This is a genomic window from Dietzia timorensis, from assembly GCF_020742175.1.
Classification (GTDB): domain Bacteria; phylum Actinomycetota; class Actinomycetes; order Mycobacteriales; family Mycobacteriaceae; genus Dietzia; species Dietzia timorensis_A.
Genome location: NZ_DYXM01000028.1, coordinates 12,405 through 27,815 on the forward strand (window position 1 = coordinate 12,405; position 15,411 = coordinate 27,815).

A 15,411-nucleotide genomic window follows, 5' to 3' on the forward strand; every position below is an offset into this window, starting at 1 on the left:
CTCGCGCACATATCCAAGCTCCTCATTTCGGGCATATGTAACTCTTATCAGGCAAGCTAAATACTCAGATACGGTTGGGGCAACGAGAAACGTAACGAGTAAGGCGGCACCGTGGTTCACACAACAAAGACGCGCTTCATGCGCCACCGGATCAAAGCAGTAGGAGCCATTGCGTGCGGCGTCACGCTACTGGCCGCTTGTACGACCGGGTCCGAACAGGAGGCAGGGCCTTCGGCTGGGTCCTCCTCCGAGTCGGCACATCCTACGGTCTCCGAGAATGTCGAAGATGATGCCGAGATCGTTGCGGACAGGGATGCTCCCGAAAAAACCAGGGTCCAGTACCCCACCGAAGGGGAAGGCGATCCGAACCAAAACTGGGGCGACCTCTACCTCCCCGCGGGCCAGCACAAAAAGGATTCGATTCCGCTCGTCGTGCTCATCCACGGCGGCTCGTGGGCTTCGCAGCTAGGCGCCGAAGTCATGAACACCTACGCCGAAGACCTCGTCGCCCGTGGGATGGCCGTCTACAACATCGAGTACCGGCGCGTCGATTCCGGTGGTGGTTGGCCGACCACATTCAGCGACGTCGCAAGTGCACTCGACTACGTAGCCGACCTCAACGAGGAACACCCGGAGTTCACGATCGACGATGAGCTCGTCGTCGGCCACAGTGCCGGCGCCCAATTGGCGATGTGGGCCGGTACTCGACATTCGTTGAGGCAAGACGAGGTTGGTAATGATCCCAAGTTCCGCCCCAAGCGAGTGGTTTCTCTCGCCGGCCCGCTCGACATGGTTTATGCCGCTCAGCACGGTGACGACCGGATTGTCAAGGTGCTCGGTGGGACACCCGAGGAGATCCCCGACCGGTACGAATCGGTGGACCCGATCCAAAACATCGATCCCTCGATCCCCGTGGTCGCCATCCATGGCACGAACGACACGATGGTCTCGCCGGAGAACTCGATGCGATACATCGACGCTGTGGAAAAAGCCGACGGCATCGGCGACCTCGTCATGGCAGAGGGCGACGACCACGTATCGCTGGTCAGCGGCGACTCGCGCCACTACCAGAAGATTCTCGACATCATCAGCGACGCTTCGGGAAAAACCATCGATGAGTTGGACGACCTCTATTCGAATTGATCGCCCACATCGGCCATTCGATAGCATTCTGACCTGGGGCTACCACTGATACTTGTGCAGCGTTCGCCTTTTCGTGTTTTTCATGCGGTCGCGCCGCTCCTAGCGTGGGTCGTGGCGAAAGCAATGGTTTTCGCAACTCACGAACCACACAAGAGCGAAGGGACGTTAACTACATGTCTGACACAAAGTTTCGCGACAAGGTCGTTGTCATAGCGGGAGGCGCCAAGAATCTCGGCGGGCTCCTGACGAGCCATTTCCTGGAACAAGGCGCGCGGGTTCTCGTTCATTACCACAGCGACAGCTCCCGTGAAGACGCCGAAAAGACGGTAAACCTCGGCTCAAATCTGGACGGTGAGGCAGCAGCCGTACAGGCAGACTTGACCAAACCTGCCCAGGTGAAGAAACTCTTTGACGAGGCCGAGAACCGCTTTGGCCCCGTAGATATCGCCATCAACACCACGGGTATGGTGCTGCGCAAGCCCATCGCGGAGATCGATGAGGACGAATATGATTCGATGTTCGACATCAACGCCAAGGCCGCGTTCTTCTTCATCCAACAAGCCGGGAAGCGGCTCAAGGACCACGGCAAGATCATCAGCATAGGCACCTCGCTCCAAGCCGCCTTCACCGACGGTTACTCGACGTATGCCGGAGCCAAGGCGCCGCTTGAGCATTTCACGCGCGCGGCCGCCAAGGAGCTCGCCGATCGTCAGATCTCGGTCAACGTTGTCGCGCCGGGCCCGATGGATACGCCGTTCTTCTACCCCCAGGAGACTCCCGAGCGCGTGGACTTCCACAAGTCCCAGGCGATGGGAAACCAGCTCACGCAGATCGAGGATATTGCACCGATCATCGAGTTCCTTTCTGCAGATGGCGCTTGGTTCACCGGCCAGACGCTGTTCCCCAACGGCGGCTACACCACGCGCTAGTCTCGTGAGGACCGCGCTGAGCACACAAGCGCGGTAAGACGAGACAACCGAAGGGGCCGCTCAACGTGACTCTCGACCTATACAAACTTGAACACTTCATAGCGGTGTGCGAAGAAGGTTCATTTACCCGTGCGGCCGAACGACTCCACCTTTCCCAACAGGCATTATCGAGTTCTGTTCGCGCATTGGAGCGAGAGGTCGGGGCGCCCCTTCTCGATAGATCTGGAGGCAAGGTTTCTCCGCGTCCTGCCGGAGAGTCCCTCCTGACGGACGCGCGAGTCCTCAGCGGGCTCGCGCATTCCGCTCTGCAGCGCGCCATTCGCGTTGACGCCGGCGACAAGGATGTTCTCCGCATCGGGCATACTCCCGCAGTAACCGTCGATGAAGTGACCGAGTTGATCTACACCGCCAGAGAATCTGGCGTCAGCGTCGAGACCGAAGTCAATCAGCGCTACCCCGCCGAGCTCACCGAACAACTCGTCTACGGTGAGATCGATATCGGACTGTGTCGTGCCATGTCACCAACGGGCGGCATCAGCCGCGATGTGGTCACGTGGCAGCCGCTCCGCGTCGCGGTGCCATCCGACCACCCACTTGCCTCCGCGGAGAAGCTCACACTACTCGACCTGCAAGACGAGTCCATCATGGTATGGGGAACGCCGGGCAACTCCGGCTACACGGACTTCCTCGTGCAGCAGTGCCGCTCTGCGGGTTTCGAACCGCACATCTTTCGCAATCCGGTACAGGGCACGCCCCCGATCTCTGCCGTCGTCGGCACGGGTCATATCGCCTTTGTCACCGCCCGACCCGGTCCCGCTGCGGGGGGTCGAGCCCGGGTTATCGAGCTCGATCAGGCCGCTCGTGTTCCGCTCGGGGCCCTCACCGCCCGCCACCTCGAGAATCCGAGCAGAGACGCGTTTCTCAGAGCTGCGACGAACACACAGTTGGATTAGCCCCAGGCCGCGGAAACACCGGCTATCTGACGGTCGATGCGCTCCAGCCGGGATTCGGTGTACAACGCGATCTGATCGACCACGACGCGCAGCCGTCCGGGCTCGGATTCCGCCTGTTCCCAAGCGGGCACGAGCGCCGGGTCCAGACTTGCCGGCGCCGAGCCGGATAGGTATTCCGCGACGCGGTGGATGCGATCGCGCTGGCGGTCTTGGCGCACACGGTGCCCCGGATCGAGCATCACGTACCGCACGGCCATCGTCTTCAGCAGCACGACCTCTGCGATGACCTCCGCCGGCGCGATCAAGTCCGCGCTGTACCGGTGGTGGGAGTGTTCGCCGAATTCGGCGCGGGTCGCCTCGATCGCCGGCCCCACGAAACGCCCGACCATGCCGGAGGTAAATGCCTTCAGAGCTACGAGACCTTCGAAGGTCGGGGCGTAGGGCTTCAGCTTCATGACGTCGGGGTTGCTCGCAAGCCGGGCCGCCGCCGCCTCCAACGCTGCGGCGTCGGCATCCGAGAAGTGTGAGGCGCCGAGCGCAGCCAGCGCGGTCACTTCGTTGTCGTCGTCGAGGATGCTCATGTCCAGGCGACCGGCGAGGATCGCGTCCTCGACGTCGTGTACCGAGTACGCGACGTCGTCCGAATAGTCCATGATCTGAGCTTCCAGGGACCGGCGCTCCCCCGGCGCTCCCTCTCGGATCCACGCGAGGATTTCGGCGTCCTCGGGGTAGGCGCCGTATTTGGAGGTACCTTCCTTCGGCGTCCATGGGTACTTCGTGGCGGCGTCGAGAGCGGCGCGCGAGAGGTTGAGTCCAACGGAGCTGGAGGAGTCGCCGTCTCGGGCGAGCACCTTGGGCTCGATACGGGTGAGGATACGAACGGTCTGTGCGTTGCCCTCGAAGCCGCCGCAATTCTCGGCAACCTCGGCAAGGGCGGTCTCGCCATTGTGCCCGTACGGAGGGTGGCCGATATCGTGAGACAGCCCGGCGAGGTCGCACAAGTCCATGTCTGCGCCGAGGCCGGAGCCGATGGAGCGGGCGATCTGCGCGACCTCGAGGGAATGGGTGAGCCGGGTGCGCGGAATGTCGCCGTCACCGGGACCGACGACCTGGGTTTTGTCGGCGAGCCGCCGGAGGGCAGCCGAGTGGAGGACGCGGGCGCGGTCGCGTTCGAACTCGGTGCGCCGTGTCGCCGGAGGCTCGGGAACTATGCGGGCATGGTCCGCCTCGCTGTATTCGGCGCACTGGGGAATCGCGTCCGCACCGCTCACTGATCCACCGCCTGCTTTCTGCTCGTCCTCCCCGCGCGCGTATCGCGCGGGTCCTGCTGGAAAGATTCTCCGCCGTCATACGAAAAACCCACACGAGGCGCGCGGATGCGTCCGCCCCGTGTGGGTCGTTCTACCGTATTTGCCGGCGCGTGTGGGGGCGCTAGCAGCCGATGAGGCGCTCGGCGAGGTACCGCTCGACCTGGTCGATGGCGATGCGCTCCTGCGCCATGGTGTCGCGCTCGCGGATGGTGACCGCCTGGTCGTCGAGCGTGTCGAAGTCGACGGTGATGCAGAACGGCGTGCCGATCTCGTCCTGGCGGCGGTAGCGGCGACCGATGGCCTGGGCATCGTCGAAGTCGACGTTCCAGTTCTTGCGCAGCTGGTTCGCAAGGTCCCGCGCCTTGGGCGAGAGATCCTCGTGGCGAGAAAGCGGCAGCACCGCTGCCTTGACCGGCGCGAGACGACGATCGAGCTTGAGCACTGTGCGCTTGTCGACCCCGCCCTTGGAGTTCGGCGCCTCGTCCTCGGTGTAGGCGTCCATGAGGAACGCCATGAACGAACGCGTGAGCCCTGCCGCGGGCTCGATGACGTACGGGGTGTAGCGCTCGCCGGAGGCCTGGTCGAAGTACGACAGGTCCTCGCCCGACGCCTTCGAGTGCGTCGACAGGTCGTAGTCGGTGCGGTTGGCGACGCCCTCGAGCTCGCCCCACTTGGATCCGGCGAAGTGGAAGGCATACTCGACGTCGACGGTGCGCTTGGAGTAGTGCGAGAGCTTCTCCTGCGGGTGCTCGAACAGGCGCAGGTTCTCCGGGTCGATGCCCAGCTCGACGTACCAGTTCAGGCGCTGGTCGATCCAGTACTGGTGCCACTCCTCATCTTCGCCGGGCTTGACGAAGAATTCCATCTCCATCTGCTCGAACTCGCGGGTGCGGAAGATGAAGTTGCCGGGGGTGATCTCGTTGCGGAAGCTCTTGCCGATCTGGCCGATGCCGAACGGCGGCTTGCGGCGCGCCGTGGTGAGCACGTTATGGAAGTTGACGAAGATGCCCTGCGCCGTCTCCGGGCGGAGGTAGTGCAGGCCTTCCTTGTCGTCCACGGGGCCGAGGTAGGTCTTCATCAGGCCCGAAAATTCGCGCGGCTCGGTCCAGTTGCCGGGCTGCCCGGTGTCGGGGTCCTTGATGTCCGCGAGGCCGTTCTCCGGCGGGTGGCCGTGCTTCTCCTCGTAGGCCTCGAGCAGGTGGTCGGCACGGAAACGCTTGTGGGTGTACAGGCTCTCCACGAGCGGATCGGAGAACACCTCGACGTGCCCGGAGGCCTCCCAGACCTGGCGAGGCAGGATCACCGACGAATCGAGGCCGACGACATCGTCGCGGCCCTGCACGATCGTCTTCCACCACTGGCGCTTGATGTTGTCCTTGAGCTCGACGCCCAGTGGCCCGTAATCCCATGCCGACCGCGTGCCGCCATAGATCTCGCCACAGGGAAAGACGAGTCCACGACGCTTACACAGGTTGACGATGGTATCGATCTTGGTTGCCACGTGTTTTATCTCCATCTCGCTAGCGGGCCGGTAGAGTGCGCCATGGTCAGCGCAGTTTCGTGCGGGCGACGCATTAGCAGTTGTTCAGCGTCCAGCTTAACGACTCGTTCGTGGCCCCGCCGCAGGCCCCGTCTTCTCGCGATCTTTGGAATAATCGCGGGGAACGTCCCGCTGCACCACGCCCCGCGAAGTCTTCTCACCACACCTCGCGGAGAAAGGAGTCCGGCCCATGCCCCGAGGCGGCTCGTCCGACCCTTCCGACGCGCCCAAGGTCGGTGTCCGCTCGACTCGTCAGCGGGAGGCGATCGTCGATCTTCTCGGCGAGCAGGACGTGTTCATCTCCGCGCAGGACGTGCACGCGCGGCTGCGCGATCTGGGCCAACGCATCGGTCTCACCACCGTCTATCGCACGCTCCAGTCGCTCGTGGACGTCGGCGCGGTGGATACCCTGCGCAATGACGGCGGAGAGCAGCTCTTCCGCCGGTGTTCCGATCACCACCACCATCATCTGGTGTGTCGGCGCTGCGGGAAGACCGTCGAGATCCAGGCGGACACCGTCGAGCAGTGGACCAGGTCGGTCGCCGCGGCCAACGGTTTCTCCGACGTCCAGCACACGATCGAGCTCGTCGGCCTGTGCGCCGAGTGCTCGGCGGAAATCGAGTAGGCGGCGGAGGCGGCTACTTCACGCCGCCGAAGCGCCGGTCGCGGCGGGCATATTCGAGGCACGCGTCCCACAGGTCGAGCCGGGAGAAGTCTGGGAACAGGGTCTCCTGGAACACGAATTCCGCGTACGCCGACTGCCACAGAAGGAAGTTCGAGGTGCGCAATTCGCCCGAGGGGCGCAGGAACATGTCGACGTCGGGCATGTCGGGTTCGTCGAGGTACCCGGAGAACGATTTCTCGGTGATGTGGTCGGGGTCGATCTCCCCCGCCGCCGCGCGGCGCGCGATCTCTCTGGCCGCGTCAACGATTTCGGCGCGGCCGCCGTAATTCACGCACATGGCGAGGGTCATCACGGTGTTGTTCTTCGTCTTCTCCTCGGCGATCTCGAGTTCGGAGATCACCGATTTCCAGAGCTTGGGGCGCCGCCCGGCCCAACGCACCCGCACGCCCATCTCGTGGAGTTCGTCGCGGCGCCGGCGCAGCACGTCGCGGTTGAATCCCATGAGGAATCGCACCTCTTCGGGGCTGCGTTTCCAGTTCTCCGTCGAGAACGCATACGCGCTCAGGTACGGAATCCCCATCTCGATGCAGCCCTGCACCACGTCCATGAGCACGCCCTCGCCGCGCTTATGCCCCTCGGTCCGCGCCAGTCCGCGCTCCTGTGCCCAGCGCCCGTTGCCGTCCATCACGAGGCCTACGTGTCGGGGAACGAACTGCGCGGGAATCGCCGGCGCCTGAGCCCCGGAGGAGTGGCGTGGCGGTGCTTTCGCGGTCTCCGGCGTCACACCAATGGAGCCGGCGGCGTTCGCCTTCGCGCGCCTAGGCAGAAGCGCCATGCGAGTGGTCCTTTCGGTTCGGGTTTCCGGTCAGGGTGCCGGTATGACGTCGGACGTCTCCTTCTCCGGCCAGCAGCGGCAGCGTGTGCAGCGAACGTTCGGTGTGCCATTGCACGTGGGCGACCACAAGCTGCGAGGCCTGCCGCAGAACCTGCTCCGGCGCCGCTTCGACGACGTCCCATTTACCGCGCAGGAGCGCGTCGAGGACTTCCGGGGTGCCCTGCCGCGGAGTCACCGCGCCGGCCGGTCGGCAGTGCACGCAGACCGCTCCGCCGCTGGCCACGTGGTACGCGCGGTGCGGGCCGACCGCGCCGCACCGGGCGCAGGCGAGTAGCACGGGTTCCCAGCCGGCGACCTGCAGCGCCCTGAGCATGAACGATACGGCGACGAGCGAAGGATCGCGGCGCGCCTCGGCGAGCGATCGGAACGCGAGCACCAGCATGCGCAGAATTCGCGGCTCCCCGCCTGCGAGGTGCTCGGCGGCCTCCATCATCGCGCAGGCCGCGGTATAGGCGCGCCAATCGCCGGTGATCTGCGGGGCGTAGGTCTCGATGGTCTCGGCTTGTTGGATGATCGCGAGGCCGCCGCTACCGAAAGGCGTACCCAGCCCCACCATCCCGGGTGCACCGCTGCCCATGGCCAGCGAGCGCCTGCTGGGCACAAACTGCACCTCTACAAAAGTGAAGGGTTCGAGCCGAGAGCCGAATTTGGACCGGGTCCTACGCACAGCCTTGCCGACGCCGCGGACGATGCCGTGTTCGTAGCACAGCATCGTGATGATCCGATCGGCCTCGCCGAGGTCGTGCGTGCGCAATACCAGCGCACGATCCCTCACTGGATGCACCCTTCACCTCCTTGTGCGGGTCGTCGCCCGGGCGTACCGCCTGCTGGGGCGCGCCTTCAGGCCCTCAAGTTTATTCTCTCGCGCTCCGGTTCCCGGTAAGCCCAGCTAGAAGCCGAGTCGGCCAAGGTATCGCGGGTCGCGTTGCCAGTCCTTGAGCACCTTGACGTGCAGGTCGAGAAAGATCTTCTTGCCGAGGAGTTCGGCGATCCCCTGCCTCGCGCGGGAGCCGACGTCACGCATGCGTGAGCCCTTCTTGCCGATCACGATCGCCTTCTGGCTCTCGCGTTCGACGATGAGCGAAGCGTGAACGTCGAGCAGGTCGTTCCGGCCCTCGCGCGGCAGGATCTCGTCGATGACGACGGCGATGGAGTGCGGCAGCTCGTCGCGCACACCTTCCAGCGCCGCCTCCCTGATGAGCTCGGCGATCCGCGTCTCGTCCGGTTCGTCGGTGATTGCGTCATCGGGATAGAACTGCGGCCCCTCGGGCAGCTGCGAGACGAGAACATCGCCCACGATGTCGACCTGCTGGCCCGACGTCGCCGACACCGGAACGACCTCCGCTTCGGGGCCGAGCAATTCGGACACGGCGAGCAGCTGCTCGGCGACGGCCTGTTGCGGCGCGGCGTCGATCTTCGTGACGATCCCAACCAGCGGCTTCTTGGGGGCGAGTTCGCGGACACGTCCGAGGATCCACTTGTCCCCCGGACCGATCTTCTCGCCCGCGGGGAAGCACATGCCGATCACGTCGACGTCCGAGTAGGTGTCCTCGACCAACGCGTTGAGCCGTTCGCCGAGGAGTGTTCGCGGGCGGTGCAGGCCCGGGGTGTCGACGATGATGATCTGGCCGTCGGAGCGGTGGACGATTCCGCGGATCGTATGCCTGGTCGTCTGCGGACGGTTCGAGGTGATCGCGATTTTCTCGCCGACGAGCGCATTCGTCAGCGTCGATTTTCCGGTGTTCGGCCGCCCGACGAAGGACACGAATCCGGAGCGGTACGGGGCGGGCTCAGTCATGGGGATTCTCCTCATCGGTGGCGGGCTCGGGTTCGAGCTTGTACGCCCTCACGGTCGATACGCGGATTCGGCCGCGCCTGTCGGTTCCGCCCTCGGCGAGGAAGATCACGCCGGCGGCCTTCACGCGGGTTCCGGGGAGCGGCACCCTGCCGAGCTCGTAGGCGAGCAGGCCGGCAACGGTGTCCGCCTCTTCAGCGGTCTCCTCATCGAATTCGACGTCGAATAGGTCGCTCACCTCGGCAAGCGATAGTCGCGAGGACAATCGGTAGCCGCCGTCGGAGAGCTCCTCGATCGGCGCGACCTCCGTGGAGTCGTGTTCGTCGACGATCTCGCCGACGATTTCCTCGAGCACGTCCTCGATCGACACCAGACCGGCCACGCCGCCGTACTCGTCGATGAGCACGGCGAGGTGATTGCGCTGGCGCTGCATCTCGGCGAGGAGACTGTCCGCGCGTTTCGAGTCCGGTTCGAAATAGACCGGCTTCATCACGCTCGACACGAGCGTGTGCTCGGCGCTCGCGTACGAGTCAGAGCTTCCTGTCGCCGCGGCGACGAGATCGCGGAGATAGGCCACGCCGACGACGTCGTCGACGGAGTCCCCGATCACCGGGATGCGGGAGTGCCCGGAGCGCACCGCCAGGCGCAGCACCTGCGCGATGGTCTTGTCGCTCTCGATCCACACGATCTCGGTACGCGGGGTCATGATCTCGCGGGCGATGGTCTGGTCCAGCTCGAACACCGACTGGATCATCCGCGATTCGTCCTCGGCGACAACGCCCCGCTCGCGCGCGAGATCGACGATCTCGAGGAGCTCGATCTCCCCGGTGAACGGCCCGTTGCGGAAGCCCTTACCTGGCGTGAGCGCGTTACCGAGCACGATGAGGATACGAACGATCGGCCGCAGAAGGATACCGAGGAGTTGCAACGGCAACGCCGTGGCCAGGGAAATTTTGTACGCGTACTGGCGGCCGAGGTTCCTCGGTCCCACTCCCGCGACGATAAAGGCGAGCGCACTCATCACGGCGACGCCGAGGATGATCCCCCAGATCGAATGATCGACAAGGTCCTCGAAGAAGGTCACCACCTGGACGGACGCCGCGACCAGGCAGATGGTGTAAAGCAGCACGCACAGATTGATGTACTGCGGCCGCGCTTCCATGACGCGCCGCAGCCGCCTGGCGCCCATCCGGCCGTCGCGTTCGAGTTCCTCCACGCGCGCTACCGACACGGCCGAAAGCGCGGAGTCGACCGCCGAGAAGAGCCCGGCCAGTGGGATCAGCGCGAGGCCGACGAAAAAAGTCCAGTCAAGAACGTCCACGAAGTCGTCTCGCCTAGCCCTGCGTGCCGGCGCCGGCGGTGGCCTCGCGCTCGTCGTACCACTCGGCGAGCAGCTCTGCCTGCAGCGCGAACATCTCGCGCTCCTCTTCGGGCTCGGCGTGATCGTAGCCGAGAAGGTGCAGGCAGCCGTGCACCGTGAGCAGCGCGAGCTCGTGCGCGAGGGGATGCCCCGAGGACGCGGCCTGATCGGCAGCGAACTCCGGGCACAGCACCAGGTCGCCGAGCATCGCCGGCCCGGGCGCGGCCATGTCCGGGTGCCCGCCCGGGGACAGTTCATCCATCGGGAAGCTGAGCACGTCGGTGGGCCCCGGCAGGTCCATCCACTGAACGTGCAGGTCGGACATCGTTTCGATATCGACCAGGGTGATGGCAAGCTCGGCCGCGGGATGGACGTCCATCCTGGAGATCACGAACGATGCGACCGAGATGAGCATCTCGCCCTCGATGTCGATGCCCGATTCGTTGGCAACTTCAATGCTCAATTTCGGCCCTTTCCATGTTGCCGTTCCCGTTCTGCCCGGCTACCGGGTCCGCGTCCCGCGCCTCCTTGTCCTGGATGACGTCGCTCGGCGCGGTTCGCCCCGTCTTCGTCGTCCCCGCGCGCGGAACGCTTGTCGAAGGCATCATAAGCCTCGACGATCCTGCTCACGAGGGAGTGACGAACGACGTCCTTCGACGTCAGTGTCGAGAAGTGGATGTCGTCGACGCCATCGAGGATTCGCTGGACCACACGTAGTCCGGACTTCTGTCCGCCCGGAAGATCGACCTGCGAGCCGTCGCCGGTGACGACTATTTTGGAGCCGAACCCGAGACGGGTGAGGAACATCTTCATCTGCTCGGGAGTGGTGTTCTGCGCCTCGTCGAGGATGATGAACGCATCGTTAAGGGTGCGCCCGCGCATGTAGGCCAGCGGCGCCACCTCGATCACCCCGGCGGCCATGAGCTTCGGGATGGCCTCGGGGTCCATCATGTCGTGCAGCGCGTCGTACAGCGGCCGCATGTAGGGGTCGATCTTGTCGCTCAGCGCACCGGGGAGGAAGCCGAGCCGCTCCCCCGCTTCCACTGCCGGACGGGTGAGGATGATGCGGTCGATCTCCTTCGCCGACAGTGCAGCCACGGCCTTCGCGATCGCGAGATAGGTCTTACCCGTACCCGCCGGCCCGAGCCCGAAAACGATCGTGTGGTTATCGATCGCATCGACGTATTCCTTCTGCCCGAGCGTCTTGGGCCGAATCGTCTTGCCTCGCCTGCGCAGGATCTCGGCGCTCATCACGTCCGCCGCGGCCGGGGCTGCGGTGTCCTTGGTCATGTCCACGGAGCGGAGCACGGAATCGGGAGTGATCGCAACGCCCCGCTTGGCCTGGCGGCGGAGATCGTTGACGACATCGGCGGCATGAGAAACATCGTCTCTGGCGCCGGTGAGCGTCACCTGGCCGCCGCGGACGTGTACGTCAGCCTCGAGCGCTTCCTCGAGCGCCCGGAGGTTCGCATCCGCCGTGCCGAGCACCGCGAACGCCACATCGGGCTCCAGCATGATGCTGGCGCGTGCCTGCTCGCCGTCGTCGGCGGCGCTTTCATGCGGGGAAGTTACTGTAACCACTCCTTTTTGGGGCTTGCGGGTTCTGCGTCGATTCTAGCGCTTGCGGGCGACATTCATCCCCGCGACGAGGGCCACCGCGCGGTAAGCGCGCCGATCGCGCCGAGCGCCACTGCCGCGGCGGTCGAGGTCCGCAGCACCTCGGGTCCGAGCAGTGCCGGAGTGGCCCCGGCCTCGCGGAGCGCCTCGATCTCGTGTTCGGCGACGCCTCCCTCGGGCCCGACCACGAGAACGATGCGTTCGATGCCCTCGCCCACCGCGTTCGCCACGAGGTCGGTGAAGGCCCTCGATTCCTCCTCATGCAACACGATGACGGCGGAGGACGTGTTCGCCCAGTCGGCGACCATCCCGGTGAGCGTCTTGGTGTCGACGAGCTCGCCGATCGGCGGTTCGAAGGCGCGGCGGGCCTGCTTCGCCGCCGCGCGCGCGGCGTTCTGCCATTTCTGTCGGCCCTTATCGGCCTTGTCTTTGCCCCCGGTCCAGCGGGAGATGCATCGGTCGGCCTGCCACGGGATGATCTCGTCCGCACCCGCCTCGGTGGCGAGGTCGACCGCGAGCTCGGACCGCTCGGATTTGGGAAGCGCCTGCACGATCGTCACCGACGGGCGCGGCGCCTGATGCTCGGTGCGGCTGCGGACCACGACCTCGACTTCGCTGCCGGCGGCCGAGACGACCTCGCATTCGGCCAGCACCCCCGCGCCGTCGCCGACGAGGATGCCCTCGCCGGGCTTGAGCCGCAGCGCCGCCGCCCCGTGCTTGCCTTCGGGCCCGGAGATCACCAGCCGCCCGCCGTCATCCGGAATCTCGTCGCTACGCAGAAGCGATGCCGACATCGTCACCTCCGGTTCGAGCGTGGTCGCGGATGGGTACGGGCAAGGGCGGGGTCAGCGTCCGCTGAACGCGGAGCGCAGCTTGGAGAACAACGAGCCGGAGTGGGCGGTGTCCTTGTCGACGAGCTTCGGCCCTTCCTTCTCGAGCTCGCGCAGCTTGCGCAGCGCATCCTTCTGCTTGCTGTTCACGTGAGTGGGCACCGCGATGTCGAGGTGGACGACCATGTCGCCTGCTGCGCCGCCGCGCACGTTCGGCATGCCCTTACCACGCAGGTTGACGACGTCGTTGGGCTGCGTTCCGGCCTCGATGCGCACGGTGATGTCCTCGCCGAGAATCGATTCGAGCTCGATCTCCGAACCGAGCGCGGCCTCGACCATCGGCACACGAACGCTCGCGTGGAGGTCGTCGCCCTCTCGCACGAAGACGGGGTGCTCGCGCTCGCGGATCTCTACATAGAGATCGCCGGCGGGGCCGCCACCGGGACCGACCTCGCCCTGCCCGGACAGGCGGACGCGGTTGCCTGTGGTCACGCCGGCGGGAATCTTGGCGGTGACATTCCGGCGCTCGCGGACGCGCCCCTGGCCGCCGCACGAGCCGCAGGGGTTGGTGATGACCTCGCCGGTGCCCTGGCAGTTGCTGCAGGGGCGGGCGGTCATCACGTTGCCGAGCATCGTGCGCTGGACGGACTGAACCTCGCCCATGCCCTGGCAGATCTGGCAAGTCGTCGGCTTCGATCCATCGGCCGACCCCTTGCCGTGGCACGTCTTACACAGCACGGCCGTATCGATCTGGATTTCCTTCTGCGTTCCGGTGGCCGCCTCCTCGAGATCCAAGGTGACACGGACGAGGGAGTCCGAACCGGGCTGCACGCGCGAGCGCGGGCCGCGGGAACCGCCACCGCCTCCGCCGCCGAAGAACGCGTCGAAGATGTCGCCCATGCCGCCGAAACCGGCGCCGCCGAAGCCGCCACCGCCAGCCTCACCGGGGCCGCCAAGGGGGTCGCCGCCCATGTCGACCACGCGGCGCTTCTCCGGGTCCGACAAGACCTCGTACGCCGTGCCGACCTCGGCGAACTTCTCCTGCGCCTCATCGGAGGAGTTGACGTCGGGGTGATACTGGCGAGCCAGCTTCCTGTACGCCTTCTTGATTTCCGACTCGGACGCCGACTTGTCGACGCCCAAAATGCCGTAATAGTCCCGAGCCACTCGCTCTGTCCTCCTGCAGTTGAAAGGTCCGGGACAATACTAGTTTCGCTGCAGGAAATTCCTAATTTCCTCATCCTGCAGAGGCGCGGTACAGCCCGGGCTCGCTGTGGTGTGTGTGTCTAAATAAGTTTCGTCATCAACGTTCGGACAACATTTGTCCCACATACCTGGCAACAGCAGCAACCGAGGCCATTGTTCCCGGATAGTCCATCCGCGTCGGTCCGAGGACGCCCATCCCGCCGAGGGCGGACCCCTCGGGACCATACTGGCTGGCCACGACGGCCGTGCCCCGCAGGTCCTCGGCGTTGGTCTCCTCCCCGATCTGCACGGAGATGCGCCCAGGCCCGGCCGCGAGGTCCCGCGAAGCGGCGAGAAGTTTGAGCAGGATCACCTGCTCCTCAAGCGCCTCGAGCACGCGCTGCAGCGAACCGTCGAAGCTGCCGGCGTTGCGCGTGAGGTTTGCGGTTCCGCCGAGCATGAGCCGCGTTTCCGGCTGCTCGACGAGCGTCTCGATGAGCACCGACGAGGCCTGCACGGCTGCCGTGCGGATGTAGTCGGGGGCCTCTGCGGCAGCCTCGGCGAGGTCGCTACTCGCGTCGGCGAGCCGCTTTCCGGACACTGCCTGGCCGAGCAGCGTGCGCAGCGCCGAGATGTCGTCCGCGGATACCGGACGGCCCATATCGACGACGCGCTGTTCCACGCGACCGGTGTCGGTGATCACCACGAGCAGAAGCCTGCTCGGCGTCAGATCGACCACTTCCAGGTGACGCACGGTCGCCTGCCCCAGGATCGGATACTGGATGACGGCGACCTGCTGCGTGAGCTGGGCGAGCAGACGCACAGCGCGTCGCAGGACATCGTCGAGGTCGACCGCCTCCTCCAGGAAGCTCTGGATGGCGTGGGTCTCGGCGCGTGAGAGCGGCTTGAGTTCATGGATGGCGTCGACGAACTGCCTGTACCCCTTCTCCGTGGGCACGCGACCGGAGGAGGTATGCGGCTGGGTGATGAATCCCTCGTCCTCGAGAACCGCCATGTCGTTGCGGATCGTCGCGCTGGAAACGCCAAGGTTGTGGCGGTCGACGAGGGCCTTCGAGCCCACCGGTTCCTGCGAGGAGATGTAGTCGGCGACGATCGCCCGCAGTACCTGCGCCCGGCGGTCCTCGGTTGCCGACATCGAATGCTCCTCCCCTTGCCTCGCTCGGTTTGTCTCGCTCGGTCTGGCTACTCTCTCCGCCCAGTTTAGTCCG

The 15,411-nt window shown here is 65.3% G+C and carries 15 protein-coding genes; 4 read left to right on the forward strand and 11 right to left on the reverse strand.

The features are described 5' to 3' along the window. The first annotated feature begins 111 nt into the window (after window positions 1-111). The 3 genes from K8V11_RS01305 to K8V11_RS01315 all read left to right on the forward strand — a co-directional run bounded on the left by K8V11_RS01305 (window position 112) and on the right by K8V11_RS01315 (window position 3,025). Window positions 112-1,143 carry a S9 family peptidase gene (locus K8V11_RS01305; protein ID WP_303910404.1) on the forward strand — a complete coding sequence of 344 codons (1,032 nt, stop codon included), beginning with the start codon at window positions 112-114 and terminating at the stop codon, window positions 1,141-1,143. 173 nt (window positions 1,144-1,316) lie between these two features. Continuing rightward, window positions 1,317-2,072, forward strand: coding sequence for an SDR family oxidoreductase (locus K8V11_RS01310; protein ID WP_303910405.1), 756 nt, complete (start codon window positions 1,317-1,319; stop codon window positions 2,070-2,072). Window positions 2,073-2,137: 65 nt separating this feature from the next. Then, window positions 2,138-3,025, forward strand: coding sequence for a LysR family transcriptional regulator (locus K8V11_RS01315; RefSeq protein ID WP_369693018.1), 888 nt, complete (start codon window positions 2,138-2,140; stop codon window positions 3,023-3,025). Here the strand turns inward: K8V11_RS01315 and K8V11_RS01320 are convergent. Both K8V11_RS01320 and K8V11_RS01325 read right to left on the reverse strand, forming a co-directional pair. Then, the gene (locus K8V11_RS01320; protein ID WP_303910443.1) at window positions 3,022-4,278 is read right to left on the reverse strand and encodes a deoxyguanosinetriphosphate triphosphohydrolase; all 1,257 of its coding nucleotides are present in this window, start codon (window positions 4,276-4,278) and stop codon (window positions 3,022-3,024) included. The two genes, K8V11_RS01315 and K8V11_RS01320, sit on opposite strands and share 4 nt — an antisense overlap. A gap of 178 nt (window positions 4,279-4,456) precedes the next feature. Beyond that, window positions 4,457-5,836: a glycine--tRNA ligase gene (locus K8V11_RS01325; RefSeq protein ID WP_303910406.1), complete on the reverse strand. Its 1,380-nt coding sequence runs from the start codon at window positions 5,834-5,836 to the stop codon at window positions 4,457-4,459. Between the two features lie 229 nt (window positions 5,837-6,065). On the opposite strand from K8V11_RS01325, the gene K8V11_RS01330 reads away from it, so the two are divergent. Continuing rightward, window positions 6,066-6,500 (forward strand): Fur family transcriptional regulator, encoded by a 435-nt coding sequence (locus tag K8V11_RS01330; RefSeq protein ID WP_303910407.1) that lies wholly within the window; start codon window positions 6,066-6,068, stop codon window positions 6,498-6,500. Window positions 6,501-6,513: 13 nt separating this feature from the next. Here K8V11_RS01330 and K8V11_RS01335 read toward each other — a convergent pair whose 3' ends face one another. The 9 genes from K8V11_RS01335 to hrcA all read right to left on the reverse strand — a co-directional run bounded on the left by K8V11_RS01335 (window position 6,514) and on the right by hrcA (window position 15,338). Then, window positions 6,514-7,335, reverse strand: a complete 822-nt coding sequence (locus K8V11_RS01335; protein ID WP_303910408.1) for an isoprenyl transferase — start codon at window positions 7,333-7,335, stop codon at window positions 6,514-6,516. Continuing rightward, window positions 7,319-8,179 (reverse strand): DNA repair protein RecO, encoded by an 861-nt coding sequence (locus K8V11_RS01340; protein WP_303910409.1) that lies wholly within the window; start codon window positions 8,177-8,179, stop codon window positions 7,319-7,321. The genes K8V11_RS01335 and K8V11_RS01340 overlap by 17 nt, the downstream gene beginning before the upstream one ends. 105 nt (window positions 8,180-8,284) lie before the next feature. Then, window positions 8,285-9,193 (reverse strand): GTPase Era, encoded by a 909-nt coding sequence (era, locus tag K8V11_RS01345; RefSeq protein ID WP_303910410.1) that lies wholly within the window; start codon window positions 9,191-9,193, stop codon window positions 8,285-8,287. Beyond that, window positions 9,186-10,511: a hemolysin family protein gene (locus K8V11_RS01350; RefSeq protein WP_303910412.1), complete on the reverse strand. Its 1,326-nt coding sequence runs from the start codon at window positions 10,509-10,511 to the stop codon at window positions 9,186-9,188. The genes era and K8V11_RS01350 overlap by 8 nt, the downstream gene beginning before the upstream one ends. A 13-nt stretch (window positions 10,512-10,524) precedes the next feature. Then, window positions 10,525-11,013 (reverse strand): rRNA maturation RNase YbeY, encoded by a 489-nt coding sequence (ybeY, locus tag K8V11_RS01355; RefSeq protein ID WP_303910413.1) that lies wholly within the window; start codon window positions 11,011-11,013, stop codon window positions 10,525-10,527. Beyond that, window positions 11,010-12,065: a PhoH family protein gene (locus K8V11_RS01360; protein WP_303910444.1), complete on the reverse strand. Its 1,056-nt coding sequence runs from the start codon at window positions 12,063-12,065 to the stop codon at window positions 11,010-11,012. The genes ybeY and K8V11_RS01360 overlap by 4 nt, the downstream gene beginning before the upstream one ends. A gap of 119 nt (window positions 12,066-12,184) precedes the next feature. Continuing rightward, window positions 12,185-12,961: a 16S rRNA (uracil(1498)-N(3))-methyltransferase gene (locus tag K8V11_RS01365; RefSeq protein WP_303910414.1), complete on the reverse strand. Its 777-nt coding sequence runs from the start codon at window positions 12,959-12,961 to the stop codon at window positions 12,185-12,187. A 51-nt stretch (window positions 12,962-13,012) separates the two neighbouring features. Continuing rightward, window positions 13,013-14,164 carry a molecular chaperone DnaJ gene (gene dnaJ, locus K8V11_RS01370; RefSeq protein ID WP_303910415.1) on the reverse strand — a complete coding sequence of 384 codons (1,152 nt, stop codon included), beginning with the start codon at window positions 14,162-14,164 and terminating at the stop codon, window positions 13,013-13,015. 136 nt (window positions 14,165-14,300) lie between these two features. After that, window positions 14,301-15,338: a heat-inducible transcriptional repressor HrcA gene (gene hrcA / locus K8V11_RS01375; protein WP_303910416.1), complete on the reverse strand. Its 1,038-nt coding sequence runs from the start codon at window positions 15,336-15,338 to the stop codon at window positions 14,301-14,303. Between the last annotated feature and the right edge of the window lie 73 nt (window positions 15,339-15,411).

What these genes read in the sequence shown, in the direction of transcription:
- K8V11_RS01330 (WP_303910407.1), top strand. Translation starts at nt 6,066, where the DNA reads ATGCCCCGAGGCGGCTCGTCCGACCCTTCCGACGCGCCCAAGGTCGGT.
- era (WP_303910410.1), bottom strand. Translation starts at nt 9,193, where the DNA reads ATGACTGAGCCCGCCCCGTACCGCTCCGGATTCGTGTCCTTCGTCGGG.
- hrcA (WP_303910416.1), bottom strand. Translation starts at nt 15,338, where the DNA reads ATGTCGGCAACCGAGGACCGCCGGGCGCAGGTACTGCGGGCGATCGTC.
- K8V11_RS01360 (WP_303910444.1), bottom strand. Translation starts at nt 12,065, where the DNA reads ATGCTGGAGCCCGATGTGGCGTTCGCGGTGCTCGGCACGGCGGATGCG.
- K8V11_RS01365 (WP_303910414.1), bottom strand. Translation starts at nt 12,961, where the DNA reads ATGTCGGCATCGCTTCTGCGTAGCGACGAGATTCCGGATGACGGCGGG.
- K8V11_RS01310 (WP_303910405.1), top strand. Translation starts at nt 1,317, where the DNA reads ATGTCTGACACAAAGTTTCGCGACAAGGTCGTTGTCATAGCGGGAGGC.
- K8V11_RS01335 (WP_303910408.1), bottom strand. Translation starts at nt 7,335, where the DNA reads ATGGCGCTTCTGCCTAGGCGCGCGAAGGCGAACGCCGCCGGCTCCATT.